Source organism: Enterobacter sp. CFEC122 (assembly GCF_052983755.1).
Map to the genome: position 1 here is coordinate 96,006 of NZ_JBRIQR010000002.1, position 26,747 is coordinate 122,752.

The window sequence follows — 26,747 nt, forward strand, 5'->3', positions numbered from 1 at the left end:
CAGCGAAAATCTCAATGTTTTCAACACCACATCCACAGGCAGTAAGGTTTTATGACCCATCACTTAAAATCGCGTGACATCATCGCGCTGGGCTTTATGACATTTGCGCTGTTCGTTGGCGCAGGCAACATCATTTTCCCTCCAATGGTTGGCTTACAGGCGGGTGAACACGTCTGGACCGCCGCGTTTGGTTTCCTGATTACTGCCGTGGGTCTGCCGGTGCTGACCGTCATCGCGCTGGCGAAAGTCGGCGGCGGTGTGGATAGCCTCAGCACCCCGATTGGCAAAGTGGCGGGCGTTCTGCTGGCTACCGTCTGCTACCTGGCCGTGGGTCCGCTGTTTGCCACCCCGCGTACCGCGACCGTTTCCTTCGAAGTGGGTATTGCTCCGCTGACCGGTGACGGCGCGATGCCGCTGTTCATCTACAGCCTGATCTATTTCGCTATCGTGATTCTGGTTTCCCTCTATCCGGGCAAGCTGCTGGATACCGTGGGTAACTTCCTGGCTCCGCTGAAAATTGTGGCGCTGATTGTTCTGGCGGTGGCGGCTATCGTCTGGCCTGCAGGCCCGATTAGCGACGCGATGGACGCCTATAAAAACGCCGCGTTCTCTAACGGCTTTGTGAACGGCTACCTGACGATGGATACGCTGGGCGCGATGGTGTTTGGTATCGTTATCGTTAACGCCGCGCGTTCCCGCGGTGTGACCGAAGCGCGTCTGCTGACCCGCTACACCATCTGGGCTGGCCTGATGGCCGGTGTAGGCCTGACGCTGCTGTATCTGGCGCTGTTCCGCCTGGGCTCCGATAGCGCGATGCTGGTCGACCAGAACGCCAACGGTGCGGCTATCCTGCACGCCTACGTCCAGCACACCTTCGGTGGTGCGGGCAGTATGCTGCTGGCGGCGCTCATCTTCCTGGCCTGCCTGGTTACCGCGGTTGGCCTGACCTGTGCCTGTGCTGAGTTCTTTGCGCAGTACCTGCCGCTCTCTTACCGTACCCTGGTGTTTATCCTCGGTATCTTCTCCATGGCGGTATCCAACCTCGGTCTGAGCCACCTGATTCAGGTCTCTATTCCGGTACTGACGGCGATCTATCCGCCGTGCATCGTGCTGGTGGTGCTGAGCTTCACCCGCCCGTGGTGGAACAACTCCTCACGAATTATTGCGCCAGCCATGTTTATCAGCCTGATTTTTGGTATCCTTGACGGGATTAAAGCATCAGCGTTCGCTGAAATTCTGCCAGCCTGGACACAGCGTCTGCCGCTGTCCGAGCAGGGCCTGGCCTGGCTGATGCCTACCGTTGTTGCACTGGTTCTGGCGGTTATCTGGGATCGTGCTGCAGGGCGTCAGGTCGCATCGAACGCCCATTAATCAACGGCAACAAACTGTTTAACCACGGGGCTTAAGGCCCCGTGGTTTTTTGTTTTTTTCGTGTTGAATGGCAAGATTTAAATGGAAAGCACTAACAAACTTAAACGTGGATTGAGCACGCGCCACATCCGCTTTATGGCGCTGGGCTCTGCTATTGGCACCGGTCTTTTTTATGGCTCGGCAGATGCCATCAAAATGGCCGGTCCAAGCGTGCTGCTGGCGTACATCATCGGCGGCGTGGCGGCGTATATCATCATGCGCGCCCTCGGCGAAATGTCGGTTCATAACCCCTCCGCCAGCTCCTTCTCCCGCTACGCGCAGGAAAACCTCGGCCCGCTGGCCGGGTTTATCACCGGCTGGACCTACTGCTTCGAAATCCTGATCGTGGCAATAGCCGACGTGACGGCGTTTGGCATCTATATGGGCGTCTGGTTCCCGGCGGTGCCGCACTGGATTTGGGTGCTGAGCGTGGTGCTGATCATTTGCGCCGTCAACCTGATGAGCGTGAAGGTGTTCGGCGAGCTGGAGTTCTGGTTCTCCTTCTTCAAGGTCGCCACCATTATCATCATGATTGTGGCCGGTTTCGGGATCATCATCTGGGGGATTGGCAACGGCGGGCAGCCGACCGGGATCCATAACCTCTGGAGCAACGGTGGCTTCTTCAGCAACGGCTGGCTCGGGATGGTGATGTCGCTGCAGATGGTGATGTTCGCCTACGGCGGTATCGAGATCATCGGTATCACCGCCGGTGAAGCGAAAGACCCGGAGAAATCCATTCCGCGTGCGATCAACTCGGTGCCGATGCGTATTCTGGTGTTTTATGTGGGTACGCTGTTTGTGATCATGTCCATTTACCCGTGGAATCAGGTGGGTACCAACGGTAGCCCGTTTGTCCTGACCTTCCAGCATATGGGCATTGCGTTTGCCGCCAGCATTCTCAACTTTGTAGTGCTGACCGCGTCGCTTTCGGCGATCAACAGTGACGTCTTTGGCGTGGGGCGTATGCTGCACGGCATGGCAGAGCAGGGCAGCGCGCCGAAGGTGTTCGCCAAAACCTCACGCCGCGGCACGCCGTGGGTGACCGTGGTGGTGATGACCGTGGCGCTGCTGTTCTCGGTTTATCTGAACTACATCATGCCGGAGAACGTCTTCCTGGTGATTGCATCCCTGGCGACCTTCGCGACGGTGTGGGTGTGGATCATGATCCTGCTGTCGCAGATTGCCTTCCGCCGTCGCCTGTCGCCGGATGAGGCGAAAGCGCTGAAGTTCAAAGTACCGGGCGGCGTTGCGACGACCGTCGTCGGGCTGATCTTCCTGGTGTTTATCATTGGCCTGATTGGCTACCATCCGGACACCCGCATTTCGCTCTACGTGGGATGCGCGTGGATCGTGCTGCTGCTGGTGGGCTGGGTGTTCAAATGCCGCCGCGACCGTCAGCTGGCGGAAGCGCAGTAAGGTAAAAATGCCGGGTGGCGCTGCGCTTACCCGGCCTACACTCCCTTTTACCCCCCAAAAAACTCCTCCCCCGTCCTCCTCCCCCAATAAATCCCATCATGGTGAGCTATCCTTAACCACCCTGTGGCAAGGTGACGTCAATTTCATCAGAGGGGATTCGTGATGTTAAACGCCTGGCACCTTCCGGTTGCCCCATTTGTTAAGCAAAACAAAGACAACCTTGTGATTACGCTCTGGCTGGCGGGGGAAAACCAGCCCGATCGCGTGACGCTCCGCGCCGAAATCGATAACGAAGAGACCGGGTTGAAAATGCACAAGCTGCGCAGCCAGCCGCAGCCGGGGATCACCGCCTGGCGGGCGAATATCGACCTGAGTAGCGGACAGCCGCGCCGCCGCTACAGCTTTAAGCTTTTGTGGAACAACCGCCAGCTGTGGTTTACCCCGCAGGGGTTTAGCCGTTTCCCGCCTGCACGGCTGGAGCAGTTTGCGGTCGATTATCCGGATAACGGCCCGCAGTGGGTTAACGATCAGGTCTTTTACCAGATTTTCCCGGACCGTTTTGCGCGCAGCGAAAAGCGCACTGCCGACCAGGATAAGATCTATTACCACCATGCAGCGGGCCACGACATTATCATGAAAGCGTGGGATGAGCCGTTAACCGCGCAGGCGGGCGGCTCGACCTTCTACGGCGGCGATCTTAACGGTATCAGCGAAAAGCTGCCGTACCTGAAAAAACTGGGCGTGACGGCGCTGTACCTCAACCCGGTGTTTAAAGCCCCGAGCGTACACAAATACGATACCGAAGATTATCGCCACGTTGACGCGCAGTTTGGCGGCGACGAGGCGCTGCTGCGCTTGCGTAAGAATACGCAAAAAGAGGGGATGCGCCTGATCCTGGACGGCGTGTTCAACCACAGCGGCGATTCGCATGCGTGGTTTGATCGGCATAACCAGTCGATGGGCGGGGCATGTCATAACCCGGATTCGCTGCAGCGCGACTGGTACAGCTTTAACGAGGAGGGCCGCGCGCTGGACTGGCTGGGCTACCCGAGCCTGCCGAAGCTGGATTTCCAGTCGCCAACGCTCGTTAATGAAATCTACGGCGGCGAAGACAGCATCGTCCGACACTGGCTGAAGGCGCCGTGGAATATGGACGGCTGGCGCCTGGACGTGGTGCATATGCTCGGCGAAGCGGGCGGGGCGCGGAACAACCTTCAGCACGTCGCCGGCATAACGCGCTCGGCAAAAGCCGCACAGCCGGAAGCGTTCGTTTTTGGCGAACACTTTGGTGACGCGCGCCAGTGGCTGCAGAATGATGCGGAAGATGCGGCGATGAACTATCGCGGCTTTACCTTCCCGCTGTGGGGATTCCTCGCCAACACCGATATCTCCTACGATCCAAATCATATCGACGCGGAAACCTGCATGGCGTGGATGGAGAACTACCGCGCCGGGCTGTCGCATCAGCAGCAGCTGCGGATGTTTAACCAGCTCGATAGCCACGATACCGCGCGTTTTAAATCCCTGCTGGGCAAGGATGTCGCGCGTCTGCCGCTGGCGGTCACCTGGCTCTTCACCTGGCCGGGCGTGCCGTGCATCTACTACGGAGACGAGGTGGGGCTGGACGGCAACAACGATCCGTTCTGCCGCAAAACCTTCCCGTGGGCACCAGAGAAACAGGACAAAGTGCTGTTCAGCCTGTATCAGCGGCTGGCGAAGCTGCGTAAGCAGAGTCTTGCCCTGCGCTACGGCGGCTGCCAGGCGGTATACGCTCATGATAACGTCGTGGTCTTTGCCCGCGTTTATAACCAGCAGCGCGTGCTGGTGGCGATTAACCGGGGCGAGGCCTGCGAAGTGGTGCTGGATGATTCACCGCTGCTGAATGTCGCTGCGTGGAAGAGTAAAGAGGGCAAGGCGACAATACAGGACGGCGTGCTGGCGCTGCCTGCAATATCCGCGACGATCTGGTTCGGCAGCTAATACGCTATTGTTTCCACCTTTTAAGATGGCGCAAATGCAATGATTTGTGTCAATCTTAACAGATCGTTTACGGTGAAGGTGGAAACATGGACGAGCTTTACATCCTTGGCTGTTTATTCCTGGTTTTTGCGCTGCTGGTTGCGCCCGTGCTTGCGGTTATCGGGTTTAATCGCAGTACGGCGGCGCAGCAGGAGATCGCTCGGCTGCGCCAGCGCATAGAGGCGCTTGAGCAGCGCGGCGTGCCTGAGAACGCGTCGGAACCGGTGCAGACCGCCGCGCCGGAGGCAATTACCGCGCCAGTGGTGGAGGACGCTCTCGCGCCTGTCGACCCCTGGCGACCCGATATTCCCGCAGCGGTGGCAGAACCCGCTTCTTCTCAGGCCCCGACCCCTGCGGCAAAACAGCCTTCAGCCTTTGGCGGCATCCTGACGTCGCTGGCGCGCTGGTTCATGCAGGGCAATCCACTGGCGAAGCTGGGCATTCTGCTGCTCTTCCTCGGCCTCTCTTTCCTGCTGCGCTATACCGTCGAACATTCCCTGTTCCCGCTTGAGCTGCGCCTCGTGGCAGCGGCGCTGTTTGCCGTTGTTCTGCTGGCGATTGGGTGGCGACTGCGGCACAGGCAGCGGGTCTATGCGCTGATCCTCCAGGGCGGGGCGACCGGCGTGCTCTACCTGACGGTGTTTGGCGCCTTCCGGCTCTGGCAAATGCTGCCGATGACGCTGGCTTTTGCGCTGCTGGTGGTGATCTGCGCGGCGAGCGTCGGGCTGGCGGTGCTGCAGAAGGCCCTGAGCCTTGCCATGCTGGCGAGCCTCGGCGGGTATCTTGCGCCACTGCTGTTGTCTACCGGGGGCGGCAGCTTTGTCGCGCTGTTCTCTTTCTATCTCCTGCTGTCCATCGGCATTCTTGCTATCAGCATCTGGCAGCACTGGCGCGAGCTGAACCTGCTCGGGCTGCTGTTCACGTTCGGCGTGGGCGGCCTGTGGGGGCTGAGTGATTACCAGCCTGAAGACTATTGGATCTGCCAGCTGTTCCTGATTGCCAATACGCTGATCTTCGGCGTGCTGAGCGTGGCGCTGTCGCTGCGGGCGCAGGAAAAAGGGAAGCAGATCGTTGACGGTGTGCTGCTGTTTGCCCCGCCGCTGATCGGCTTCGGAATGCAGTACGGCATGACTCGATACTGGGAATATGGCCCGGCGCTGAGCGCGCTGGGATACGGCGCATTTTATCTCACCCTCGCGTACCTCGCGCTGCGGCGCTATCCCTCCCTCGGACGGCCGCTGGTCATGGCAGCGCTGGCGATCGGCGGCGGGTTCGCCACGCTCGCCATTCCGCTGGCGCTGTCGGCGCGCTGGACGGCAATGGCCTGGGCGCTGGAGGGGCTGGGTATTCTCTGGCTGGGCGTGCAGCAGCACCAGCGGCGCATGAGCTATAGCGGGACGGCGCTGCTGGTGCTGGCCCTCGGCAGCGCGCTGTGGGCGCAAACGGACGGCGTTACGTCGCTGAGCCTGCTCCTTATCTTCGCCATCCTCAGCCTTTGCTGGCTGGCAGCGGCCTGGCTGTGGCGGACTCTTTTTCTGCCGGTCAGCTGGGCGCTGCTGGCAGGCGGGCTGCTGTTCTGGCTGGTAGCGCAGCTGGGTGCGTCGCAGCTTGTACTCACGAAAGAATTACCGATTCTGGCGGGCGTGCTGGCGCTGACGGCGGCGTCGGCCTGGGGCTGGCGGCAGGTGGCCGCTCGTCTGGCGTGGCGAGAGCTGGACGCCAGCAAATGGCTGCTGTGGCCGGTAATGCTGCTGATGGTGGGGTATCAGATCTGGCATCAGCAGATCGTTGCCGCCGGCTGGTCAAACCTGGCCTGGTGCATTTCGCTTCCTGCCGCGCTGATGCTGCTGCGGCGCGATGGTGAAAGGGTTCTGCCGCGTATCGCGATGGGGCTGCATCTGTCGCTGTGCTGGATGATTTTACTGGCGCTGGCCGCCGAGCTTTACTGGTTTGCCCGGTCTCTGCCGTGGGGCATGGCGGCCTGGGGCAGCGGATTAGCGATGGCCGCAGGCGGCGGGGTGATTATGGCGCTCTCTGCTGCGGTACGGCGTCGCGCGTGGCCGTTCCGGGAATGGCCTGCGCTCTATGCGTGTCTGGCACCGATCCCTGCCGTCGTGGCGCTGCTGGTACTGCTGGTGGTGACCAATTTCCAGGACGGCGTGGTCTATCGCCAGACCTGGCTCCCGCTGGTAAACCCGCTTGAGGAAGGCGCAGCGTTCGCGTTGCTGGGGCTGGTGGTCTTTTATCGGGCGGTGGATCGCTACTACCCGGCATTGCTTGCGCAAGCGCGTCCGTGGCCTGGCGTCGCGCTCATGGCGTTTGGCTTCTGGTGGCTGAACGGTGCGCTGATGCGCGCCCTGGCCTGGTACGGCGACGTGGCCTGGAATATGGCATCGCTGTGGGATTCGCGGCTTATCCAGACCAGCTTTGCCCTGTTCTGGATGCTGAGTGCGCTGGTGGTCATGATCCATGCCACCCGTCGGGCTTCCCGGCAGGAGTGGCTCTGCGGGGCCGCGCTGCTGGGTGTGGTGATGGTTAAGCTGATGCTGGTGGACAGCGCTGGCGGAGGCGGTCTGTCGCGCGCGGTGGCGTTTATCGGCGTGGCGATACTGGTGCTGATCGTGGGCTATTTCTCGCCGCTACCGCCAAAAACAGGAGATGAAAAATGAAATGGATGAAAGCGGTAGCGTGTACCGCGCTGCTGGCGCTTTCCGGCCCGGCGTTCTGTGACGAAGTATCAACGGAATCGCCACGTGACTACGCCTTTGGTCGTTCACTCGACACGTCCGTTCCTTCCCGGTGGTATCGAGTGATGCTGCCGCTTGCCGTCTATGAGCAGAGCACATCCGCGGATCTGCATGATGTTCGCGTCTTTAACCAGTCGGGTGAGCCGGTTCCCTTTAGCCTGATCGCCGCGACGCGCCCGCAGGCCACAGCGCAATCCACGGCGCTGCGCCTCTTTCCGCTGGACGCCTCGCCGCTCGCGGCTGCCTCAGACGCCGGTGACAGCGATAAGATCCGGCTCCGTTCCCGAAACGGCGTTGAGATTGTGCTGGAGGGGCAAAAAGCCGCCGCAGCCGGGCAACATTACCTGCTGAGCTTGCCGGAGCAGACGTCGGGTGAGCTGGCCATATCCCAGCTGCAGCTGCTCTGGAATACCCCGCAGACGCCGTGGCAGGGAACGGCGTCGGTCTATTACAGCGAGGATCTTAAGCGCTGGTATACCCTTCGCGAAGATATGCCGCTGCTGGACGTCGCCAGCGGCCAGGATCGCCTTAAGCTCGATCGGATCGATACCGACACGGTTTTATCTCCCGAGGCGAATCGCTATCTCATGGTGGTGCTGAATACGCAGAGCCAGGGGGTAACGTTGACCGGCGTAAACGCAATCAGCGCACCTGCGCAGGCGGCCCCGGAAGAGATCAATCTTGAGGGGAAAGGGGAGCAGTTATCGACAACCGAAGCTCAGTGGCGCTGGACGCGTCCGCAGCCGCTGAGCGCTGTCAGCATCTCGCTGAACGGCGATGGCGTCCTTCCCGTGGAGATCGCGTGGCGGCGTACGGAAAAAGACACATGGCATCCCCTGAAAAAAGAGGTGATTTACCGCCTGGAGGGGAAAACATCCGGACCGGTTTCGCTTAACGGGGACCTGGTGCAGGCCGTGAAAATCACGACGCTGAATGCGCGTCTGCCAGAATACCTGCCGAGCGTCACGGGGCATCGCGACCGCTATGACCTGGTGTTCAACGCGCAGGGTAAAGCGCCGTACGTGCTCGCCTGGGGCAACGGCGCCGCAAAGCCTGCACAGGTGGAACCTGACATGCTGATCCCAGCCGATCTGCGCAAGACCTATGATATGGCGAACCTGCCGCAGGCCGATATTCTGGATGATGTCGCGTTGGGCGGTGAGGGGCGGCTAAACGCCACCTCTGCAGGCGAGCGGGCGAGCTGGATGAACGCCCTGCTGGTGTGGGGCGTGCTGATCGCGGGCGTAATCCTGCTGGCGGGCATGGCCTGGCGCATCTGGCGGGAAACGCAGCGCAAGGCATAAAAAAAGGCCCGCATAAGCGGGCCTTTCTCGTAAACCGTGCCGATTACAGGCTGGATACGTTTTCAGACAGGTATTTAGCTACGCCGTCTGGGGAAGCAGCCATACCTTCTTTACCTTTTTCCCACTGAGCCGGGCACACTTCGCCGTGCTCTTCGTGGAACTGCAGCGCGTCAACCATGCGCAGCATTTCGTCGATGTTACGACCCAGCGGCAGATCGTTCACAACCTGGTGACGAACGATGCCGTTCGCGTCGATCAGGAAGGAACCGCGCAGCGCAACGCCAGCGTCCGGATGTTCGATACCGTAAGCCTGCTGGATTTCGCGTTTGATGTCCGCAACCATTGCGTATTTCACCGCACCGATGCCGCCTTTGTCGACAGGGGTGTTACGCCATGCGTTGTGTACAAACTCAGAGTCGAAGGAGACGCCAACCACTTCTACGCCACGCTTCTGGAATTCTTCATAACGTTTGTCGAACGCGATCAGCTCAGACGGGCAAACGAAAGTGAAGTCCATTGGCCAGAAGAACAGAACGGTCGCTTTACCGTTGGTGTGCTGTTTGAAGTTGAAGTTTTCAACGATTTCACCGTTGCCCAGAACTGCTGCAGCTGTAAAATCCGGAGCCGGACGAGTTACCAGAACCATATGATTCTCCTGTAGATACTAAGGTTATTTGGAACGCAACGCGAGCCAGTATAGAGAGTGTTCATGGATAAGACAAAGAGGTGGTGACAATCGTTCCGCCAGCTTTTACCTATCAATACGAATTCTGTCAGAGCTGTTTGTTTTTCGCCTGCGCCATCATGCGCGGGTAAAACTGCCAGAAGCGGGTCTCCAGCGCATCGTAATGTTCATCCAGGTCATACCAGGAATCCCGCAGCGCATCCAGGCGCGGGCGACGGCTCGCCATCCCATTCAACACGTTCTGAATGAAATCCATCTCGCGATAGCGCTCCAGCCAGCGCTCTGACCACAGGTAGTTATTCAGATTCACAAAGCGCGGCGGCGAGTCGGGCAGAATGATCGACACCTGCTGATGGGCATAACGCACAAATTCCGGCAGGGGAAGCTCCGGCGAGAGCTGTGCCCAGTGGCGCGACAGGAAGTGATCCCACATCACGTCGAGGGTAATCGGCGCAACGCGGCGCGTTTCCGGCCGAAACCACGCTTTGGCTTCCGTCACTTCCGGCAGCTTATCCGTCAGCACGTCGATGCGGCGGTGCATAAAAATCCCGTCGACAACCTCAGGGGCGTACGCTTCCGCGGGGTTGCCGCGTACGAAATCGGCCAGCAAATTGCCGGACAGGGAGCTGTCAGCGAGGTGAGCGAGATGCAGGTGAGCGAGAAAATTCATGCGTTTTATTTGTCCGGGGGCGGCTAGTTGTTGCAGCAAAAGGGTGTGAGCACTAGACTATGCCGCCTGTTTTTAAGTCACGAGTATACGTCATGCGCGTCGCCGATTTCTCCTTTGAACTACCTGAATCCCTGATTGCTCACTATCCCATGCCTGAGCGCAGCAGCTGTCGTTTACTGTCACTGGATGGGCCAACGGGCGAGCTGACGCACGGTACTTTCACCGATTTGCTCGACAAGCTCAACCCTGGCGATCTGCTGGTCTTTAACAATACCCGCGTGATCCCGGCGCGCCTGTTCGGCCGTAAGGCCAGCGGCGGCAAGATTGAAGTGCTGGTCGAACGTATGCTCGATGATAAACGTATTCTGGCACATATTCGCGCATCCAAAGCGCCAAAGCCGGGCGCGGAGCTGCTGCTGGGCGATGACGAGAGCATCAAGGCGACCATGACCGCGCGCCACGACGCGCTGTTCGAGGTGGAGTTCAACGACGAGCGGACGGTGCTCGATATTCTGAACGCCATCGGCCACATGCCGCTGCCGCCGTACATTGAGCGTCCTGACGAAGAGGCTGACCGCGAGCTGTACCAGACCGTCTACAGCCAGAAGCCTGGCGCGGTCGCGGCCCCGACGGCAGGCCTGCACTTTGATGAACCGCTGCTGGAAAAACTGCGCGCGAAAGGCATTGAGATGGCGTTTGTAACGCTGCACGTCGGGGCGGGAACCTTCCAGCCGGTGCGCGTGGACAGCATTGAAGACCACATCATGCACTCTGAGTATGCTGAAGTGCCGCAGGATGTCGTGGACGCGGTGCTGGCGGCGAAAGCGCGCGGTAGCCGCGTCGTGGCGGTCGGTACGACGTCTGTGCGCTCGCTGGAGAGCGCCGCGCAGGCCGCGAAAAGCGAGTTGATTGAGCCGTTCTTTGGCGATACGCAGATCTTTATCTACCCGGGTTACCAGTACAAAGTGATTGACGCGCTGGTGACCAACTTCCATCTGCCTGAATCGACGCTGATTATGCTGGTCTCCGCGTTCGCGGGGTATCAGCATACGATGAATGCCTACAAGTCTGCGGTAGAACAAAAATATCGCTTTTTTAGCTACGGGGACGCGATGTTTATCACGTACAATCCGCAGGCTTTGAATGAGCGTGTCGGGGAATAAGTCCGCGGCACCGTTTTACAACGTTGGACTGTTTTTCTGACGTCGGAGAAAAAATGAAATTTGAACTCGATACCACCGACGGTCGCGCGCGCCGCGGTCGCCTGGTGTTTGATCGCGGCGTGGTGGAAACCCCCGCGTTTATGCCTGTGGGCACGTACGGCACCGTAAAAGGGATGACGCCGGAAGAAGTTGAAGCCACTGGCGCGCAGATTATCCTCGGTAATACCTTCCACCTGTGGCTGCGTCCGGGTCAGGAGATCATGAAGCTCCACGGCGACCTGCACGACTTCATGCAGTGGAAAGGCCCTATCCTGACCGACTCCGGCGGTTTCCAGGTCTTCAGCCTGGGGGATATCCGCAAGATCACCGAGCAGGGCGTTCACTTCCGTAACCCGATCAACGGCGATCCGATTTTCCTCGATCCCGAAAAATCAATGGAGATTCAGTACGATCTCGGCTCTGACATCGTGATGATCTTCGACGAATGCACGCCGTATCCGGCCGACTGGGACTACGCCAAGCGTTCCATGGAGATGTCTCTGCGCTGGGCGAAGCGAAGCCGTGACCGTTTTGACTCCCTGCAGAACAAAAATGCGCTGTTCGGCATTATCCAGGGCAGCGTTTACGAAGATTTACGCGATATCTCTGTTAAAGGTCTGGTAGAGATAGGTTTTGATGGCTACGCTGTCGGCGGTTTGGCTGTGGGTGAGCCGAAGGAAGACATGCACCGCATTCTGGAGCACGTCTGCCCGCAAATCCCGGCGGATAAACCACGATACCTGATGGGCGTGGGCAAACCGGAAGATCTGGTTGAAGGCGTACGCCGCGGCATTGATATGTTCGACTGCGTCATGCCAACCCGCAACGCGCGTAACGGCCATCTGTTCGTTACCGATGGCGTGGTGAAAATCCGTAACGCGAAGCATAAGAGTGACACCAGCCCGCTCGATTCCGAGTGCGATTGCTATACCTGTCGCAATTATTCTCGCGCGTACCTGCATCATCTCGATCGTTGCAACGAGATTTTGGGCGCGCGTCTCAATACCATTCATAATCTTCGTTATTATCAGCGCTTAATGGCTGGTTTACGTAAGGCTATCGAAGAGGGTAAATTAGAGAGCTTCGTGACCGATTTCTACCAACGTCAGGGGCGGGATGTTCCACCGTTGAACGTTGATTAATTTTAATAATGAGGGAATTTGAATGAGCTTTTTTATTTCTGATGCGGTAGCAGCAACAGGCGCTCCAGCGCAGGGCAGCCCAATGTCTCTGATTCTGATGCTGGTTGTGTTCGGTCTGATCTTCTATTTCATGATCCTGCGCCCGCAGCAGAAGCGCACCAAAGAGCACAAAAAGCTGATGGACTCCATCGCGAAAGGCGATGAAGTGCTGACCAACGGTGGTCTGGTCGGTCGCGTAACCAAAGTGGCTGAAAGTGGCTACATTGCAATCGCCCTGAACGACACCACTGAAGTGGTCATCAAACGTGACTTCGTAGCTGCCGTTCTGCCGAAAGGCACCATGAAGGCGCTGTAATCCCAACTTTTCCCAAAGGGAACTGCCGTGTTAAACCGTTATCCTTTGTGGAAGTACATCATGCTGGTCGTCGTGATTCTCGTCGGCCTGCTGTACGCGCTTCCCAACCTGTATGGTGAGGATCCGGCTGTTCAAATCACTGGCGCGCGCGGTGTCGCCGCCAGTGAGCAAACGCTGATCCAGGTCCAGAAAACGTTACAAGAAGAAAAAATTACCGCTAAGTCTGTGGCACTGGAAGAGGGCGCAATTCTTGCTCGCTTCGACACCACCGACACGCAGCTCCGCGCACGTGAAGCGCTGATGGGCGTGCTGGGTGATAAATACGTCGTGGCGCTTAACCTTGCCCCTGCAACCCCGCGTTGGCTGGCTGCGATGAATGCAGAGCCAATGAAACTCGGTCTTGACCTGCGTGGTGGCGTTCACTTCCTGATGGAAGTGGATATGGATACCGCGCTCGGCAAGCTGCAGGAACAGAATATCGACAGCCTGCGCAGCGATCTGCGTGATAAAGGCATCGCTTACACCACCGTGCGTAAAGAAGATAACTACGGCATGAGCATCACGTTCCGCGACAGCGCGGCGCGCGATCAGGCTGTAGATTACCTGACCCAACGTCACCGTGACCTGGTGATCTCCTCGCAGGGCAGCAACCAGCTGCGCGCGGTGATGACCGATGCGCGCCTGAAAGAAGCGCGTGAATATGCCGTTCAGCAGAACATCAACATTCTGCGTAACCGTGTAAACCAACTGGGCGTGGCCGAGCCGCTGGTACAGCGTCAGGGGGCTGACCGTATCGTGGTTGAACTGCCGGGTATCCAGGACACCGCGCGTGCGAAAGAGATTCTCGGTGCGACCGCAACGCTGGAATTCCGTCTGGTGAATACCAACGTTGACCAGTCTGCTGCCGCTTCTGGCCGTATTCCGGGTGACTCCGAAGTGAAACAGACCCGCGAAGGTCAGCCGGTTGTGCTGTACAAACGCGTGATTCTGACCGGTGACCACATCACCGACTCCACGTCGAGCCAGGATGAATACAACCAGCCGCAGGTTAACATCTCGCTGGATAGCGCGGGTGGTAACATCATGTCTAACTTCACTAAGGACAACATCGGTAAACCGATGGCGACCCTGTTCGTGGAGTACAAAGACAGCGGTAAGAAAGATGCAAACGGCCGTGCTGTGCTGGTGAAAGAGGAAGAGGTGATTAACATCGCCAATATCCAGTCTCGTCTGGGTAACAGCTTCCGTATTACCGGTATTAACAACCCGAACGAAGCGCGTCAGCTCTCCCTGCTGCTGCGTGCCGGTGCGCTGATAGCGCCAATTCAGATTGTTGAAGAACGTACCATTGGTCCAACTCTGGGTATGCAAAACATCCAGCAGGGCCTGGAAGCGTGTCTGGCCGGTCTGGTGGTCTCTATCCTCTTCATGATCTTCTTCTATAAGAAGTTTGGTCTGATTGCGACCTCCGCGCTGATCGCGAACCTGGTGCTGATTATCGGCATCATGTCCCTGCTGCCGGGAGCGACGCTGACCATGCCGGGGATTGCGGGTATCGTTCTGACCCTTGCGGTGGCGGTCGACGCCAACGTACTGATTAACGAACGTATCAAAGAAGAGTTGAGCAACGGTCGCTCTGTTCAGCAGGCGATTGATGAAGGTTATAAAGGCGCGTTCAGCTCTATCTTCGATGCGAACGTAACAACACTGATTAAGGTTCTTATCCTGTATGCAGTGGGTACTGGCGCGATCAAAGGCTTTGCGATTACAACCGGTATCGGTGTCGCAACGTCAATGTTTACCGCTATTGTCGGCACCCGTGCCATCGTGAACCTGCTGTACGGCGGCAAGCGCGTCAAAAAGCTGTCTATCTGAGGAGTGCGTTGTGGCACAGGAATATACTGTTGAACAATTGAACCACGGCCGTAAAGTCTGGGACTTTATGCGCTGGGACTACTGGGCCTTCGGCATTTCAGGTTTCCTGCTGATTCTGTCCATCGTCATTATGGGCGTGAAAGGCTTTAACTGGGGTCTCGATTTTACCGGTGGTACGGTAATTGAAATCTCCCTGGAAAAACCGGTCGATATGGACCAGATGCGCGAATCGCTGCAGAAAGCGGGCTTTGAAGAGCCGCTGCTGCAGAACTTCGGCAGCAGCCGCGACATCATGGTGCGTATGCCGCCGGTGCACGATGCCAACGGCAGCCAGGAGCTGGGCAGTAAGGTTGTTAGCGTGATTAACGAAACAACCAGCCAGAACGCGGCGGTTAAGCGTATTGAGTTCGTCGGCCCAAGCGTGGGTGCTGACCTGGCGCAGACCGGTGCGATGGCGCTGCTGGTGGCGCTGATCTCCATCCTGGTGTACGTCGGTTTCCGCTTTGAGTGGCGACTGGCGGCCGGTGTGGTTATCGCTCTGGCGCACGACGTGGTGATCACCATGGGCATACTGTCGCTGTTCCACATTGAGATTGACCTGACGATTGTGGCATCCCTGATGTCCGTCATCGGTTACTCACTGAACGACAGTATCGTGGTATCTGACCGTATCCGTGAAAACTTCCGTAAGATCCGTCGCGGCACGCCGTACGAAATCTTTAACGTGTCGTTGACCCAGACGCTACACCGTACCTTGATCACATCCGGTACCACCCTGATGGTGATCCTGATGCTGTTCCTGTTCGGTGGTCCGGTTCTGGAAGGCTTCTCGCTGACCATGTTGATTGGTGTCACCATCGGTACGGCGTCGTCTATCTACGTTGCGTCCGCCCTGGCGCTGAAACTCGGCATGAAGCGTGAGCACCTGCTCCAGCAGAAAGTCGAAAAAGAAGGCGCGGATCAGCCGTCCATTCTGCCGTAAGGCGACGTTTACTGCGTATCAAAATCCCGGTCGGTTGACCGGGATTTTTTTTATCTGCTCCTGACAAACACTCCTGACAGTATGCTGTCAGGAGCCCTGTCGTAGACTCCTTCTGAACCCAAACAACAGGCAGGAGGATGTATGAAAAGCGTCATTAACTGGTTTGAAATTCCGGTCTCGGATATGGATCGCGCCATCAAATTTTATGAGCCGGTGATGCAGCTTGCGCTGCGTCGCGAGAAAATGGACTGTGCGGAGCTGGCCGTTTTTCCGCATGAGGATCCCGCCACCGGAGGCGCCCTGGCAAAATTTGACGGCGTTACACCGTCTTTGCAGGGCGCTATTATTTACCTGCATACTGACAATCTGGCGGCAACGCTCGATCGCATCGCCTCTGAGGGCGGCGAGTGCGTGTTTGGCCCGCTGGAACTGCCGCATGGCATTGGCACTATCGCCTTGTTTACCGACAGCGAGGGTAACCGCGTCGGCCTCCATCAACCTGCCTGAGAGCGAACTAAGAAATGACCCGACGCGCTGACCGTTTGTTTCAGATTGTGCAGATCCTGCGGGGCAGGCGTCTGACAACGGCAGCGCATCTGGCGGACCGGCTTGGCGTGTCCGAGCGCACGGTCTACCGCGATATCCGCGACCTGTCGCTTTCCGGCGTGCCGGTGGAAGGTGAGGCGGGGAGCGGATATCGGCTTATGTCGGGCTTTGACCTGCCGCCGCTGATGCTGACAAATAAGGAGTCCGAGGCGCTGATCGTTGCGATTCGCCTGCTCAAAACCTGGGGAGGGGAATCGCTGTCGCGCGAGCTGGAGTCGGCTCAGGAAAAGGTGCTGGCGATTCTGCCCGAGGAGAGTCGTCGAAAGGCGGAGCAGACGCGGATCTACGCCCCGGATTTTTGCATGCAAAGCCACTCCCGCAGCGATTTTGACAGGATCCATCAGGCAATTTCCGCTCAGCAGGTGCTGGCGCTGCATTACCGTGATGAAGCAGGACAGCTGTCTAATCGTGAGGTTCAGCCTCTGGGGCTGTTCTTCTGGGGAGAGCGCTGGCTGCTGGCGGCGTGGTGTGAACGGCGCGATGACTATCGCTGTTTCCGGCTCGACAGATGCCTCAATATTGTGGCTACGGAAAGGCGGTTTAGCGAAAGTGCGGACAGGTCTTTGGCGGATTTTTTGCGCAAGGTGAGGCAGTAAAAAGCCGGGTGGCGGCTACGCCTTACCCGGCTACATTTGGCTCGTAGGCCCGGTTTGCGTAGCGCCACCGGGCGAAACCCGCACTGATTAGAAGTTGTAACCTACAACCAGGTAACCACCCCAACCGGTAGATCGGACGCTGAAGTCGCCGTTGCCGAAGTTCAGGCTGGCGTCGTCGTTCCACTGACCACCGTTGTGCCAGTAACGTGCCACAACAGAGTAGTGCCAGTGATCGTAGTTCAGCGCCAGAATGTGGCTGGAGGCGATGGAGTTATTGGTACGCGCTTTCTTACCGTTCAGGTCACGGAAATCGTTGTCACCCAGGTCTGAGCCCCAGTCAAAGTTGGTGAAGCCGATATAGCTCAGGTTACCGCCCCACAGTTGGGTAATTGGCACAAAGTATTTCACTTTGAAACGGTAGCCATCCCACTCGTTTTCGTTCGCGGCACCGTAGTTCTGCCACTGATACTTAGCGTACACGTTCAGAGACAGGCTCATTGGCAGACCGGTGTCGATGTCCGTACCCAGACCCATGTACCAGGTGCTTTGTTCCTGAGAATCGTTGCGGCCCATGTCGTAAATGTAGTTATTCGCGAAGTACCACTCTTTGAACGGCCCGAAGCTTAGGTCGGTGCCGGTCAGCTTATCGATAGAGAAGCGTGGTTCGATTTCCATAAACAGCGGAGAGCCGTTGTTCCAGATACCTTTCGCATCGGTGTTACCACCAAAGAATACTGGCAGATCGACGTAGCCGTAGAAATCAAACCAGTCTTTCTTGGCGAACGCTTCATATTCCAGGTAGGTATCGTTACGAATCTGAGGTCCGAAACGCGTGTGGTAGCTGCCGACCACGTTAACGCTCTGGTGCCACCAGTCGGAGAGGTATTGTGGTTTGTCGTTTTCCGCTGCGTTAACAGTGAAAGAAGAGGACAGTGCCAGCACGGCGCCAGCTGCGAGTAATGTTTTTTTCATAATCATGCCACTGATTGAAATTCCCTTCCGGGAGTGAAAAATGCGCGAATTGCGTTTCTAAATATTTCGTGTTTCTGCGGTGCCTATTATAGGAATCCCTGCTCACAAAAATATGTGTTGTTTCACATATCTCTCATACACGTAATCGATTGCGTTCACGTTTGCGTACTTTAAACGGCCGGGATTGTAGCGGCAATCATTTATGTTGCCAATCCATACGAAATGTAAATGTTAGCGGAGTGACATTTCACTCCGCTAAAAAAGAGAGGATTACTGCGCGGCGGGTTGAATGTCGTGAATGCGGATAAAGCCTAACTGTTCCGGCGTAAGGCCACTTAACTGAAGCGGAATATCCACATCACTGGGTGCTAAAACACTGGCCGGGGCGGTGAAGAGCTGATTCTTCACGTTCACCTCCTGGTAGTTCTCCGTGGTGCCCTGGATCTGGCCCCACTCGACGGTGCCGCTGAAGGCCGGAAGCGGATCGTTGGACTCTCCCTTGATGCGTAATGTTGCGCGAGTACCATCGGCATTCGCCGCCACATTCACCAGAGACATTTTTAGCGTGCCAATCTGGCTGTTCAGCAGGGCAGGCGTATTCGCCCCCGGCAGCAGGTACACCCCGCTGGTAGATTTCGCGTTCAGCGCATTTTGCTGGGTGATCTTCACCGTTTCTTTGTTTAGCTTGTCCATCGCCGTATTGAGCGTATTGACGCTCTGTTTCATCTGACGGACTTCGGTTTGCTGTGCACAGGCGCTAAGGGTGAAGAGGCTCCCCACCAGCAATATTTTCAGGTAACGTCTTGTCATTGCGTTTATTTCCTTGAAATAACGGATCGTCCTAATGGTAGCCAGCATCATTGTGTCAGACATAGATCCTTTTTCTCAAAAAGCTCTTCCTTTGTTGTCAGGCCAGTTCAGGGTAAAATGAAAATCAGTTAACCAGATAACAGGGATACCGTATGCATTGCCCATTCTGCTCCGCTGTGGATACCAAAGTCATCGACTCTCGCCTTGTGGGCGAAGGGTCTTCAGTGCGCCGTCGTCGGCAGTGTCTGGTGTGTAACGAGCGTTTCACGACCTTTGAGGTGGCAGAGCTGGTCATGCCGCGCGTGGTTAAAAGTAACGACGTACGTGAGCCGTTTAACGAAGAGAAACTGCGCAGCGGAATGCTGAAGGCCCTTGAAAAGCGTCCCGTCAGCGCGGACGACGTGGAGATGGCGTTAAACCACATAAAATCTTACCTTCGTGGTTTGGGTGAGCGTGAAGTGCCCAGCAAGATGATTGGCAACCTGGTAATGGAGCAGCTGAAAAAGCTCGATAAGGTCGCCTATATCCGCTTCGCCTCGGTCTACCGCAGCTTCGAAGATATCAAAGAGTTTGGCGAAGAGATCGCCCGCTTACAGGATTAAGCTCATGCACGATGAGATGTACATGGCGCGAGCCATGAAGCTGGCGCAGCGCGGTCGTTTTACGACCCATCCCAACCCGAACGTCGGGTGCGTTATCGTTAAAGATGGCGAGATCGTGGGGGAGGGCTTTCACTATCGTGCAGGCGAGCCGCATGCTGAGGTTCATGCCCTGCGCATGGCCGGCGAGAAGGCGCGCGGTGCGACGGCCTACGTTACGCTGGAGCCCTGCAGCCATCACGGGCGTACGCCACCGTGCTGCGACGCGCTGATTGCCGCGGGGGTGTCGCGCGTGGTTGCATCGATGCAGGACCCGAATCCGCAGGTGGCCGGACGAGGTCTGTATCGTCTGCAGCAGGAAGGCATTGACGTCAGCCATGGCCTGATGATGCAGGACGCGGAAGCGCTCAACAAAGGTTTCCTGAAGCGCATGCGTACCGGGTTCCCGTATATCCAGCTTAAGCTGGGTGCCTCGCTGGACGGTCGTACGGCGATGGCAAACGGCGAGAGCCAGTGGATCACGTCGCCGCAGGCAAGGCGCGATGTGCAACGTCTGCGTGCGCAAAGCCATGCTATTCTCACCAGCAGTGAAACCGTTCTGGCTGACGATCCGGCCATGACCGTGCGCTGGGACGAGCTGAATGCCGATACCCAGGCTCTGTATCCGCAGGAGAACCTGCGTCAGCCGCTGCGTATTGTCATTGATAGCCAGAACCGCGTGACGCCGGAGCACCGCATCGTCCAGCAGCCAGGGGAAACCTGGATTGCGCGCACCAAAGAAGATACGCGCGCATGGCCGGAAGGCGTACGCAGCATCATAGTGCCGGAGCATAACGGGCATCTGGATCTGGTGGTGCTGATGATGCTGCTCGGCAAGCAGCAGGTGAACAGCATCTGGGTCGAAGCGGGCCCGACGCTTGCCGGCGCGCTGCTTCAGGCGGGGCTGGTGGATGAGCTTCTCGTCTACGTTGCGCCTAAACTGTTGGGCAGTGACGCGCGCGGCCTGTTTGTGCTGCCCGGCCTTGAAAAACTGGCCGATGCACCACAACTCAAATTTAGCGAGATTCGTCCGGTGGGTCCGGATGTCTGCCTCCACTTAACGACAGCGTAATTGCTCCCGAAATAGGGAAGCAGTGCGCAAAGTATTATGATAAAATCCGCCCCCCTGCGGGGCCAAATGAACCCGTAAAGGAAGAGTATGAACATTATTGAAGCTGCTGTAGCTACCCCGGACGCTCGCGTCGCCATCACCATTGCGCGTTTCAACAACTTCATCAACGATAGCCTGCTGGAAGGTGCGGTTGACGCCCTGAAACGTATCGGCCAGGTTAAAGATGACAACATTACCGTTGTTTGGGTTCCAGGCGCTTACGAACTGCCACTGGCGGCGGGCGCGCTGGCGAAAACCGGTAAATATGACGCGGTGATTGCGCTGGGTACCGTTATTCGTGGCGGCACTGCGCACTTCGAATACGTTGCGGGCGGTGCAAGCAACGGTCTGGCACACGTTGCGCAGGATGCTGAAATTCCTGTCGCGTTCGGCGTGCTGACCACCGAAAGTATTGAACAAGCCATCGAACGTGCTGGCACCAAAGCCGGTAACAAAGGTGCAGAAGCTGCACTGACCGCGCTTGAAATGATCAATGTATTGAAAGCCATCAAGGCCTGATTTTTTTGTAAGGGGAATTCCGTGAAACCTGCTGCTCGTCGCCGCGCCCGTGAATGTGCCGTCCAGGCACTTTACTCCTGGCAGTTGTCCCAGAACGACATCGCTGATGTTGAATACCAGTTCCTGTCAGAACAGGACGTGAAAGACGTTGACGTTCTGTACTTCCGTGAACTGCTGTCGGGAGTGGCGACTAATAGCGCGTATCTCGATGGTCTGATGAAACCTTACCTGTCCCGTCTGCTCGAAGAGCTGGGTCAGGTAGAAAAAGCAGTGTTGCGCATTGCGCTGTTTGAGCTGTCTAAACGTGATGATGTGCCGTACAAAGTGGCCATCAACGAAGCGATCGAACTGGCGAAAACCTTCGGCGCTGAAGACAGCCACAAGTTTGTAAACGGCGTACTTGATAAAGCAGCACCTGCGATCCGTCCCCACAAAAAGTGATCCGCAAACCGGAGTTTTGCATTGCCTGACGGGCAGTGCGGCTCCGGTTTTTTCTTTTATTTGCTGAGGCATAACGTATGGCATGCGGCGAATTTTCCCTGATTGCCCGTTATTTCGACCGTGTCAGAACCTCTCGTCTTGATGTTGAAACCGGCATCGGCGATGACTGTGCACTTCTCAATATTCCCGAAAAACAGACGCTGGCAATCAGCACCGACACCTTAGTGTGCGGACGTCATTTTTTACCGGATATCGATCCTGCCGATCTGGCGTATAAGGCGCTGGCGGTTAACGTCAGCGATCTGGCGGCGATGGGGGCCGATCCCGCGTGGTTAACCCTGGCGCTGACGCTGCCTGAGGTAGACGAAGCCTGGCTTGAAGCATTCAGCGATGCGCTGTTTGAGCAGCTTAACTACTACGATATGCAGCTGATTGGCGGTGATACCACTGCCGGGCCGCTGTCGATGACGCTGGCGATCCATGGCTATGTACCGCTTGGTCGCGCGCTGAAGCGTTCGGGTGCAAAACCCGGCGACTGGATCTACGTGACCGGTACACCGGGCGACAGCGCCGCGGGCCTGGCGATTCTTCAGGATCGCTTAACCGTGAAGAACGCTGACGATGCGGCGTATCTGGTGAAACGCCATCTGCGCCCGACGCCGCGTATTCTGCACGGTCAGGCGCTGCGCGAGCGCGCAAGCTCGGCTATCGATCTCTCTGACGGGCTGATCTCAGATCTTGGCCATATCCTGAAGGCCAGCGGTGTCGGCGCGCGCGTTGACCTGGATCTGTTCCCGCTGTCAGAGGAACTGCTTCGTCATGTCGAACCTGAGCAGGCACTGCGCTGGGCGCTGTCCGGTGGTGAAGATTATGAACTGTGCTTTACCGTTCCGGAGCTGAACCGTGGAACGCTCGACGTGGCGTTAGCGCATCTTGGCGCGAAATTCACCTGTATCGGGCAGATCATGCCGGAGAGTGAAGGGCTGAAGTTTGTGAAAGACGGTGCGCCGGTTACGCTGGACTGGAAAGGGTACGATCACTTCGCGTGAGTTTGTACGCTCTGTAATGCCGGGTGGCGGCTCCGCCTTACCCGGCCTACAAAAAAGATGGGGCTTATTTAAACCCCACCACCGGATGCTGCTGATACGGCGTCTCCAGCTCGGCAACCTGTTCGGGCGTCAGCGTGATATCCACCGCGTTTAACAGTTCGTCCAACTGCTCTTCCCGGGACGTGCCGATAATGGGAGCCGCGACGCCGCGTTTACCCAGCAGCCATGCCAGCGCTACCTGGGCGCGGGTTGCGCCGGTATCGTCGGCAATCCCGGCCAGGCGTTCGGCAATCAGTGCATCGCTGGCCTCTGTTCCTTCATAGAGATTTTTTCCCACTTCATCCGAGACCAGACGGGCCGTAGTTTCGCCCCACGGACGGGTCAGGCGACCGCGCGCGAGCGGGCTCCACGGGATGACCGCCACGCCCTCCTGATGGCACAGCGGCAACATCTCACGCTCTTCTTCTCGATAGATCAGATTGTAGTGATCCTGCATGGTGACAAAGCGCGCCCAGCCGTGCTGCGCCTGCAGATCCAGCGCCTGAGCGAACTGCGCCGCGTGCATCGACGATGCGCCGATGTAGCGTGCTTTACCGGCTTTGACGACGTCGTTGAGCGCCTCAAGCGTCTCCTCGATCGGCGTGTTGTAATCCCAGCGGTGAATTTGCAGCAGGTCGACGTAATCCATGTTCAGGCGCCTGAGGCTGTCGTCAATGGAACGCAGGATCTGCGCGCGAGAAAGGCCTTGCGGCAGGTCGCCCACCGGGTAGTACACCTTGGTGGCAACGACGATGTCATCCCGACGGGCAAAATCGCGCAGGGCGCGGCCGACAATCTCCTCGCTGCTGCCGTCGGAGTAGCTGTTGGCGGTGTCAAAGAAGTTAATGCCGCCCTCGATGGCGCGTTTGATGATCGGACGGCTGCTCTCTTCCGGCAGCGTCCAGGCGTGGTTCCCCCGATCGGGCTCGCCAAAGGTCATGCATCCCAGACAAAGTCGGGAAACCTTAAGGTCCGTTTTTCCTAATGTTGTGTATTGCACGGTTCCGCTCCTGCTGTTTAAACAATACGTTTAAGCATAGCAGGAGCGGAAAAGGGGGGAGGGATCAGTCCAGCCAGGCGCGGATTTTAGCTTCGATACCGGCAGCGTCCAGGCCAATCGCCGCGCGGGCTTCGTCCTGGGTACCTTGCGGGATGAAATAGTCCGGCAGGCCGAGGTTCAGCACCGGAACGGCTTTACGGTTTGCCATCAGCACCTCGTTCACGCCGCTGCCCGCACCGCCCATAATCGCGTTCTCTTCCAGCGTGACCAGCACGTCGTGCGCCTCAGCCATACTCAGGATCAGGGATTCGTCGAGCGGCTTCACAAAGCGCATATCCACGAGGGTGGCATTCAGCGTTTCAGCTACTTTAGCCGCCTCTGGCATCAGCGTGCCGAAGTTCAGGATCGCCACTTTCTCACCGCGACGTTTAACCAGACCTTTACCGATCGCCAGCTTCTCCAGCGGCTGCAGCTCAACGCCCACCGCATTGCCGCGCGGATAGCGAACGGCGCTTGGTCCATCCTGATAATGGTAGCCGGTAAACAGCATCTGACGACATTCGTTCTCGTCGCTTGGCGTCATGATCACCATATCTGGAATGCAGCGCAGGAAGGACAGGTCAAACGCGCCCTGGTGCGTCTGGCCGTCGGCACCGACGATGCCCGCACGATCGATAGCAAACAGCACCGGCAGCTTCTGGATCGCCACGTCGTGGATCACCTGATCGTAGGCGCGCTGCAGGAAGGTGGAATAGATAGCGACAACCGGTTTGTAGCCGCCGATCGCCAGGCCCGCTGCAAATGTCACCGCGTGCTGCTCGGCAATGGCCACGTCGAAATACTGGTCAGGGTATTTTTTAGAGAACTCTACCATGCCGGAGCCTTCGCGCATGGCCGGGGTGATCGCCATCAGCTTGTTGTCTTTTGCGGCGGTTTCGCACAGCCAGTCGCCGAAGATTTTTGAATAGCTCGGCATGCCGCCGCTGCTTTTCGGCAGACAGCCGCTGGACGGGTCAAATTTCGGTACCGCGTGGAAGGTAATCGGATCTTTTTCCGCTGGTTCGTAGCCACGCCCTTTTTTGGTCATGATGTGCAGGAACTGCGGACCTTTCAGGTCGCGCATGTTCTTGAGCGTGGTGACCAGCCCCAGTACGTCGTGGCCGTCAACCGGGCCAATATAGTTAAAGCCCAGCTCCTCAAACAGGGTACCCGGCACGACCATGCCTTTGATGTGCTCTTCGGTACGCTTAAGCAGCTCTTTGATCGGCGGTACGCCGGAGAAGACTTTTTTACCGCCTTCACGCAGCGAGGAGTAAAGCTTGCCGGAGAGCAGCTGTGCCAGATGGTTGTTCAGCGCGCCAACGTTCTCGGAGATCGACATTTCGTTATCGTTGAGGATAACCAGCATGTCCGGCTTGATGTCGCCCGCATGGTTCATGGCTTCGAAGGCCATACCCGCGGTGATGGCACCGTCGCCAATCACGCAGACGGTGCGGCGCTGCTTGTTCTCTTTCTCGGCGGCGACGGCAATACCGATGCCCGCAGAAATGGAGGTGGAGGAATGGCCGACGCTCAGCACGTCATACTCGCTCTCACCGCGCCACGGGAACGGATGCAGGCCACCTTTCTGACGAATAGTGCCAATTTTATCGCGACGTCCGGTCAGAATTTTGTGCGGATAGGCCTGGTGGCCCACGTCCCAGATGAGCTGATCGAACGGCGTGTTATAGACGTAGTGCAGCGCCACGGTCAGCTCTACCGTGCCAAGCCCGGAGGCGAAATGGCCGCTGGAGCGGCTTACGCTGTCGAGCAGGTAGCGACGCAGCTCGTCGCACAGCTTCGGCAGGCTCTCTTTCGGCAACAGACGTAACTCCTGGGTGGAGTCAACTAACGCCAGTGTCGGGTATTTGGCAATATCAAAACTCATCAAAGGCTCATCGAGATATATAGTTTATTTATCACGCTGGATTATATAGTCCGCTAGCGCTTCCAGTGCCGAGGTATCCAGCGATTGCGCAGCCAGTTCATTCAGCGACTGGCGGGCATCGTCAATCAGATCCCGGGCTTTACGTTGGGCTTGCTCAAGACCCAGCAGGGCGGGGTAGGTACTTTTGCCAAGCTGCTGGTCCGCACCCTGACGTTTACCCAATGTTGCAGTATCGCCCACCACATCCAGAATGTCATCCTGAACCTGGAATGCCAGACCGATACTTTCTGCGTATCTGTCCAGAATCGGCAGGGCTTTGCGCCCTTGCTCACCCGCGCTCAGCGCGCCCAGGCGAACGGCGGAACGAATCAATGCCCCGGTTTTATGGCGATGAATACGCTCCAGCTGTTCCAGATTAACCTGACGTCCTTCCGCTTCAAGATCCAGCGCCTGACCGCCGCACATGCCGGCCACGCCGCTGGCCATGGCCAGTTCGGAAATCATTGCCAGACGGTCACGGTCAGCCACTTCGGCCATTGGCGCGTCGCTCAGAATCGAGAACGCCAGCGTCTGCAGGGCATCACCCGCCAGAATGGCATTCGCCTCGCCAAACTTGATGTGGCAGGTAGGTTGACCCCGACGCAAATCGTCGTCGTCCATCGCCGGGAGATCGTCGTGGATCAGCGAGTAGGCATGGATGCACTCAACGGCGGCTGCCGGGGCGTCCAGCGTGTTATCGCTGATGCCAAACATGTTGCCGGTGGCGTACACCAGGAACGGGCGCAGGCGCTTTCCACCCAAGAGTGCGCCATAGTGCATGGCTTCAACCAGAGGAGTGTTCTGAAAAGGCTGTGGCGCAATAAATCGGCGCAGGGCGTCGTTGGCACGCACGACGCGCGCCTGAAGCTCGTTGGCAAAATCCATTTACTCGGCGTCCGGTGTGAAAGGCGTGGTTTTCGCGTCTTCGCTGTCGGAAAGCAGGATCTGCACGCGCTGCTCGGCCTGCTGCAGTTTGACCTGCCCCTGGCGCGCCAGCTGCACGCCGCGCTCGAATTCGTTGAGCGCCTCTTCCAGCGGGAGATCGCCGCTCTCAAGACGGGTAACGATTTGCTCCAGTTCACTCAGCGCAGTTTCGAAACTGGCCGGTGCGTCGTTCTTCTTCGGCATAGTGAATTGACTCTTATATTCTCAGCCCCGACATGGTAACGGACTCAGGGCAATTATCAAATAAC

At 57.7% G+C, this 26,747-nt stretch carries 25 protein-coding genes; 17 read left to right on the forward strand and 8 right to left on the reverse strand.

The window, feature by feature from the left end; all coding sequences use genetic code 11:
* Positions 1 to 51 precede the first annotated feature (51 nt).
* From brnQ to ACVCAM_RS02345, 5 genes are all read left to right on the forward strand, one after another.
* A complete protein-coding gene (gene brnQ, locus ACVCAM_RS02325; RefSeq protein ID WP_008503262.1) occupies positions 52 to 1,371 on the forward strand; it encodes a branched-chain amino acid transporter carrier protein BrnQ in 1,320 nt (439 codons plus the stop codon).
* Between the two features lie 81 nt (positions 1,372 to 1,452).
* A complete protein-coding gene (proY, locus tag ACVCAM_RS02330) occupies positions 1,453 to 2,826 on the forward strand; it encodes a proline-specific permease ProY (protein ID WP_008503261.1) in 1,374 nt (457 codons plus the stop codon).
* 162 nt (positions 2,827 to 2,988) lie between these two features.
* A complete protein-coding gene (gene malZ, locus ACVCAM_RS02335; RefSeq protein ID WP_045416710.1) occupies positions 2,989 to 4,806 on the forward strand; it encodes a maltodextrin glucosidase in 1,818 nt (605 codons plus the stop codon).
* Positions 4,807 to 4,892: 86 nt separating this feature from the next.
* Positions 4,893 to 7,514, forward strand: coding sequence for a DUF2339 domain-containing protein (locus tag ACVCAM_RS02340; protein WP_407223100.1), 2,622 nt, complete (start codon positions 4,893 to 4,895; stop codon positions 7,512 to 7,514).
* The gene (locus ACVCAM_RS02345) at positions 7,511 to 8,896 is read left to right on the forward strand and encodes a DUF3999 domain-containing protein (protein ID WP_407223101.1); all 1,386 of its coding nucleotides are present in this window, start codon (positions 7,511 to 7,513) and stop codon (positions 8,894 to 8,896) included. Before ACVCAM_RS02340 ends, ACVCAM_RS02345 begins: the two co-directional genes overlap by 4 nt.
* 43 nt (positions 8,897 to 8,939) lie before the next feature.
* On the opposite strand, the gene ACVCAM_RS02350 is transcribed toward ACVCAM_RS02345, so the two are convergent.
* Positions 8,940 to 9,542 (reverse strand): peroxiredoxin, encoded by a 603-nt coding sequence (locus ACVCAM_RS02350; protein ID WP_008503347.1) that lies wholly within the window; start codon positions 9,540 to 9,542, stop codon positions 8,940 to 8,942.
* Positions 9,543 to 9,669: 127 nt separating this feature from the next.
* Entirely contained in the window at positions 9,670 to 10,251 is a 582-nt protein-coding gene (acpH, locus tag ACVCAM_RS02355) for an ACP phosphodiesterase (RefSeq protein ID WP_021241667.1), read from the reverse strand.
* Positions 10,252 to 10,343: 92 nt separating this feature from the next.
* Between acpH and queA the strand changes: the two genes are divergently transcribed.
* The 7 genes from queA to ACVCAM_RS02390 all read left to right on the forward strand — a co-directional run bounded on the left by queA (position 10,344) and on the right by ACVCAM_RS02390 (position 17,009).
* Positions 10,344 to 11,414 carry a tRNA preQ1(34) S-adenosylmethionine ribosyltransferase-isomerase QueA gene (gene queA / locus ACVCAM_RS02360; RefSeq protein WP_008503345.1) on the forward strand — a complete coding sequence of 357 codons (1,071 nt, stop codon included), beginning with the start codon at positions 10,344 to 10,346 and terminating at the stop codon, positions 11,412 to 11,414.
* 53 nt (positions 11,415 to 11,467) lie between these two features.
* A complete protein-coding gene (gene tgt, locus ACVCAM_RS02365; protein ID WP_003859110.1) occupies positions 11,468 to 12,595 on the forward strand; it encodes a tRNA guanosine(34) transglycosylase Tgt in 1,128 nt (375 codons plus the stop codon).
* Between the two features lie 22 nt (positions 12,596 to 12,617).
* Complete coding sequence (gene yajC / locus ACVCAM_RS02370; RefSeq protein WP_000007630.1) at positions 12,618 to 12,950, forward strand: preprotein translocase subunit YajC; 333 nt, start codon at positions 12,618 to 12,620, stop codon at positions 12,948 to 12,950.
* A 27-nt stretch (positions 12,951 to 12,977) separates the two neighbouring features.
* Positions 12,978 to 14,825, forward strand: coding sequence for a protein translocase subunit SecD (secD, locus tag ACVCAM_RS02375; protein ID WP_021241665.1), 1,848 nt, complete (start codon positions 12,978 to 12,980; stop codon positions 14,823 to 14,825).
* Between the two features lie 10 nt (positions 14,826 to 14,835).
* A complete protein-coding gene (secF, locus tag ACVCAM_RS02380) occupies positions 14,836 to 15,807 on the forward strand; it encodes a protein translocase subunit SecF (protein ID WP_008503342.1) in 972 nt (323 codons plus the stop codon).
* Positions 15,808 to 15,948: 141 nt separating this feature from the next.
* Positions 15,949 to 16,314 (forward strand): VOC family protein, encoded by a 366-nt coding sequence (locus ACVCAM_RS02385; RefSeq protein ID WP_407223102.1) that lies wholly within the window; start codon positions 15,949 to 15,951, stop codon positions 16,312 to 16,314.
* A gap of 14 nt (positions 16,315 to 16,328) precedes the next feature.
* Positions 16,329 to 17,009 carry a helix-turn-helix transcriptional regulator gene (locus ACVCAM_RS02390; protein ID WP_023616119.1) on the forward strand — a complete coding sequence of 227 codons (681 nt, stop codon included), beginning with the start codon at positions 16,329 to 16,331 and terminating at the stop codon, positions 17,007 to 17,009.
* Between the two features lie 87 nt (positions 17,010 to 17,096).
* Here the strand turns inward: ACVCAM_RS02390 and ACVCAM_RS02395 are convergent, their stop codons facing one another.
* Together ACVCAM_RS02395 and ACVCAM_RS02400 are read right to left on the reverse strand one after the other, a co-directional pair.
* Positions 17,097 to 17,981, reverse strand: a complete 885-nt coding sequence (locus ACVCAM_RS02395; RefSeq protein ID WP_031275068.1) for a nucleoside-specific channel-forming protein Tsx — start codon at positions 17,979 to 17,981, stop codon at positions 17,097 to 17,099.
* Positions 17,982 to 18,251: 270 nt separating this feature from the next.
* On the reverse strand, positions 18,252 to 18,791 hold the full coding sequence (locus tag ACVCAM_RS02400) for a SadB/YajI family lipoprotein (RefSeq protein ID WP_008503338.1): 540 nt from the start codon (positions 18,789 to 18,791) through the stop codon (positions 18,252 to 18,254).
* 152 nt (positions 18,792 to 18,943) lie between these two features.
* Between ACVCAM_RS02400 and nrdR the strand changes: the two genes are divergently transcribed.
* From nrdR to thiL, 5 genes are all read left to right on the forward strand, one after another.
* Complete coding sequence (nrdR, locus tag ACVCAM_RS02405; RefSeq protein ID WP_008503337.1) at positions 18,944 to 19,393, forward strand: transcriptional regulator NrdR; 450 nt, start codon at positions 18,944 to 18,946, stop codon at positions 19,391 to 19,393.
* 4 nt (positions 19,394 to 19,397) lie between these two features.
* Positions 19,398 to 20,501, forward strand: coding sequence for a bifunctional diaminohydroxyphosphoribosylaminopyrimidine deaminase/5-amino-6-(5-phosphoribosylamino)uracil reductase RibD (gene ribD, locus ACVCAM_RS02410; protein ID WP_023326783.1), 1,104 nt, complete (start codon positions 19,398 to 19,400; stop codon positions 20,499 to 20,501).
* Between the two features lie 87 nt (positions 20,502 to 20,588).
* Positions 20,589 to 21,059, forward strand: a complete 471-nt coding sequence (gene ribH / locus ACVCAM_RS02415; RefSeq protein WP_003859098.1) for a 6,7-dimethyl-8-ribityllumazine synthase — start codon at positions 20,589 to 20,591, stop codon at positions 21,057 to 21,059.
* A gap of 21 nt (positions 21,060 to 21,080) precedes the next feature.
* The gene (nusB, locus tag ACVCAM_RS02420) at positions 21,081 to 21,500 is read left to right on the forward strand and encodes a transcription antitermination factor NusB (protein WP_006809908.1); all 420 of its coding nucleotides are present in this window, start codon (positions 21,081 to 21,083) and stop codon (positions 21,498 to 21,500) included.
* A gap of 77 nt (positions 21,501 to 21,577) precedes the next feature.
* Positions 21,578 to 22,549, forward strand: coding sequence for a thiamine-phosphate kinase (gene thiL / locus ACVCAM_RS02425; RefSeq protein WP_021241664.1), 972 nt, complete (start codon positions 21,578 to 21,580; stop codon positions 22,547 to 22,549).
* A gap of 64 nt (positions 22,550 to 22,613) precedes the next feature.
* Here the strand turns inward: thiL and ACVCAM_RS02430 are convergent, their stop codons facing one another.
* From ACVCAM_RS02430 to xseB, 4 genes are all read right to left on the reverse strand, one after another.
* Entirely contained in the window at positions 22,614 to 23,588 is a 975-nt protein-coding gene (locus tag ACVCAM_RS02430; RefSeq protein WP_025912623.1) for an aldo/keto reductase, read from the reverse strand.
* A 64-nt stretch (positions 23,589 to 23,652) separates the two neighbouring features.
* Positions 23,653 to 25,515, reverse strand: a complete 1,863-nt coding sequence (dxs, locus tag ACVCAM_RS02435) for a 1-deoxy-D-xylulose-5-phosphate synthase (protein ID WP_008503333.1) — start codon at positions 25,513 to 25,515, stop codon at positions 23,653 to 23,655.
* A gap of 24 nt (positions 25,516 to 25,539) precedes the next feature.
* Positions 25,540 to 26,439, reverse strand: coding sequence for a (2E,6E)-farnesyl diphosphate synthase (gene ispA, locus ACVCAM_RS02440; protein WP_008503332.1), 900 nt, complete (start codon positions 26,437 to 26,439; stop codon positions 25,540 to 25,542).
* The gene (xseB, locus tag ACVCAM_RS02445; RefSeq protein ID WP_008503331.1) at positions 26,440 to 26,682 is read right to left on the reverse strand and encodes an exodeoxyribonuclease VII small subunit; all 243 of its coding nucleotides are present in this window, start codon (positions 26,680 to 26,682) and stop codon (positions 26,440 to 26,442) included.
* Between the last annotated feature and the right edge of the window lie 65 nt (positions 26,683 to 26,747).

Excerpts from the sequence above, each read along its gene's own strand:
- dxs (WP_008503333.1), bottom strand. The coding sequence starts at position 25,515 with ATGAGTTTTGATATTGCCAAATACCCGACACTGGCGTTAGTTGACTCC.
- ispA (WP_008503332.1), bottom strand. The coding sequence starts at position 26,439 with ATGGATTTTGCCAACGAGCTTCAGGCGCGCGTCGTGCGTGCCAACGAC.
- brnQ (WP_008503262.1), top strand. The coding sequence starts at position 52 with ATGACCCATCACTTAAAATCGCGTGACATCATCGCGCTGGGCTTTATG.
- acpH (WP_021241667.1), bottom strand. The coding sequence starts at position 10,251 with ATGAATTTTCTCGCTCACCTGCATCTCGCTCACCTCGCTGACAGCTCC.
- ACVCAM_RS02400 (WP_008503338.1), bottom strand. The coding sequence starts at position 18,791 with ATGACAAGACGTTACCTGAAAATATTGCTGGTGGGGAGCCTCTTCACC.
- ACVCAM_RS02340 (WP_407223100.1), top strand. The coding sequence starts at position 4,893 with ATGGACGAGCTTTACATCCTTGGCTGTTTATTCCTGGTTTTTGCGCTG.
- yajC (WP_000007630.1), top strand. The coding sequence starts at position 12,618 with ATGAGCTTTTTTATTTCTGATGCGGTAGCAGCAACAGGCGCTCCAGCG.
- tgt (WP_003859110.1), top strand. The coding sequence starts at position 11,468 with ATGAAATTTGAACTCGATACCACCGACGGTCGCGCGCGCCGCGGTCGC.
- nrdR (WP_008503337.1), top strand. The coding sequence starts at position 18,944 with ATGCATTGCCCATTCTGCTCCGCTGTGGATACCAAAGTCATCGACTCT.
- proY (WP_008503261.1), top strand. The coding sequence starts at position 1,453 with ATGGAAAGCACTAACAAACTTAAACGTGGATTGAGCACGCGCCACATC.
- queA (WP_008503345.1), top strand. The coding sequence starts at position 10,344 with ATGCGCGTCGCCGATTTCTCCTTTGAACTACCTGAATCCCTGATTGCT.
- ribH (WP_003859098.1), top strand. The coding sequence starts at position 20,589 with ATGAACATTATTGAAGCTGCTGTAGCTACCCCGGACGCTCGCGTCGCC.
- ribD (WP_023326783.1), top strand. The coding sequence starts at position 19,398 with ATGCACGATGAGATGTACATGGCGCGAGCCATGAAGCTGGCGCAGCGC.
- ACVCAM_RS02350 (WP_008503347.1), bottom strand. The coding sequence starts at position 9,542 with ATGGTTCTGGTAACTCGTCCGGCTCCGGATTTTACAGCTGCAGCAGTT.
- ACVCAM_RS02345 (WP_407223101.1), top strand. The coding sequence starts at position 7,511 with ATGAAATGGATGAAAGCGGTAGCGTGTACCGCGCTGCTGGCGCTTTCC.
- malZ (WP_045416710.1), top strand. The coding sequence starts at position 2,989 with ATGTTAAACGCCTGGCACCTTCCGGTTGCCCCATTTGTTAAGCAAAAC.
- ACVCAM_RS02390 (WP_023616119.1), top strand. The coding sequence starts at position 16,329 with ATGACCCGACGCGCTGACCGTTTGTTTCAGATTGTGCAGATCCTGCGG.
- thiL (WP_021241664.1), top strand. The coding sequence starts at position 21,578 with ATGGCATGCGGCGAATTTTCCCTGATTGCCCGTTATTTCGACCGTGTC.
- ACVCAM_RS02385 (WP_407223102.1), top strand. The coding sequence starts at position 15,949 with ATGAAAAGCGTCATTAACTGGTTTGAAATTCCGGTCTCGGATATGGAT.
- xseB (WP_008503331.1), bottom strand. The coding sequence starts at position 26,682 with ATGCCGAAGAAGAACGACGCACCGGCCAGTTTCGAAACTGCGCTGAGT.
- ACVCAM_RS02395 (WP_031275068.1), bottom strand. The coding sequence starts at position 17,981 with ATGAAAAAAACATTACTCGCAGCTGGCGCCGTGCTGGCACTGTCCTCT.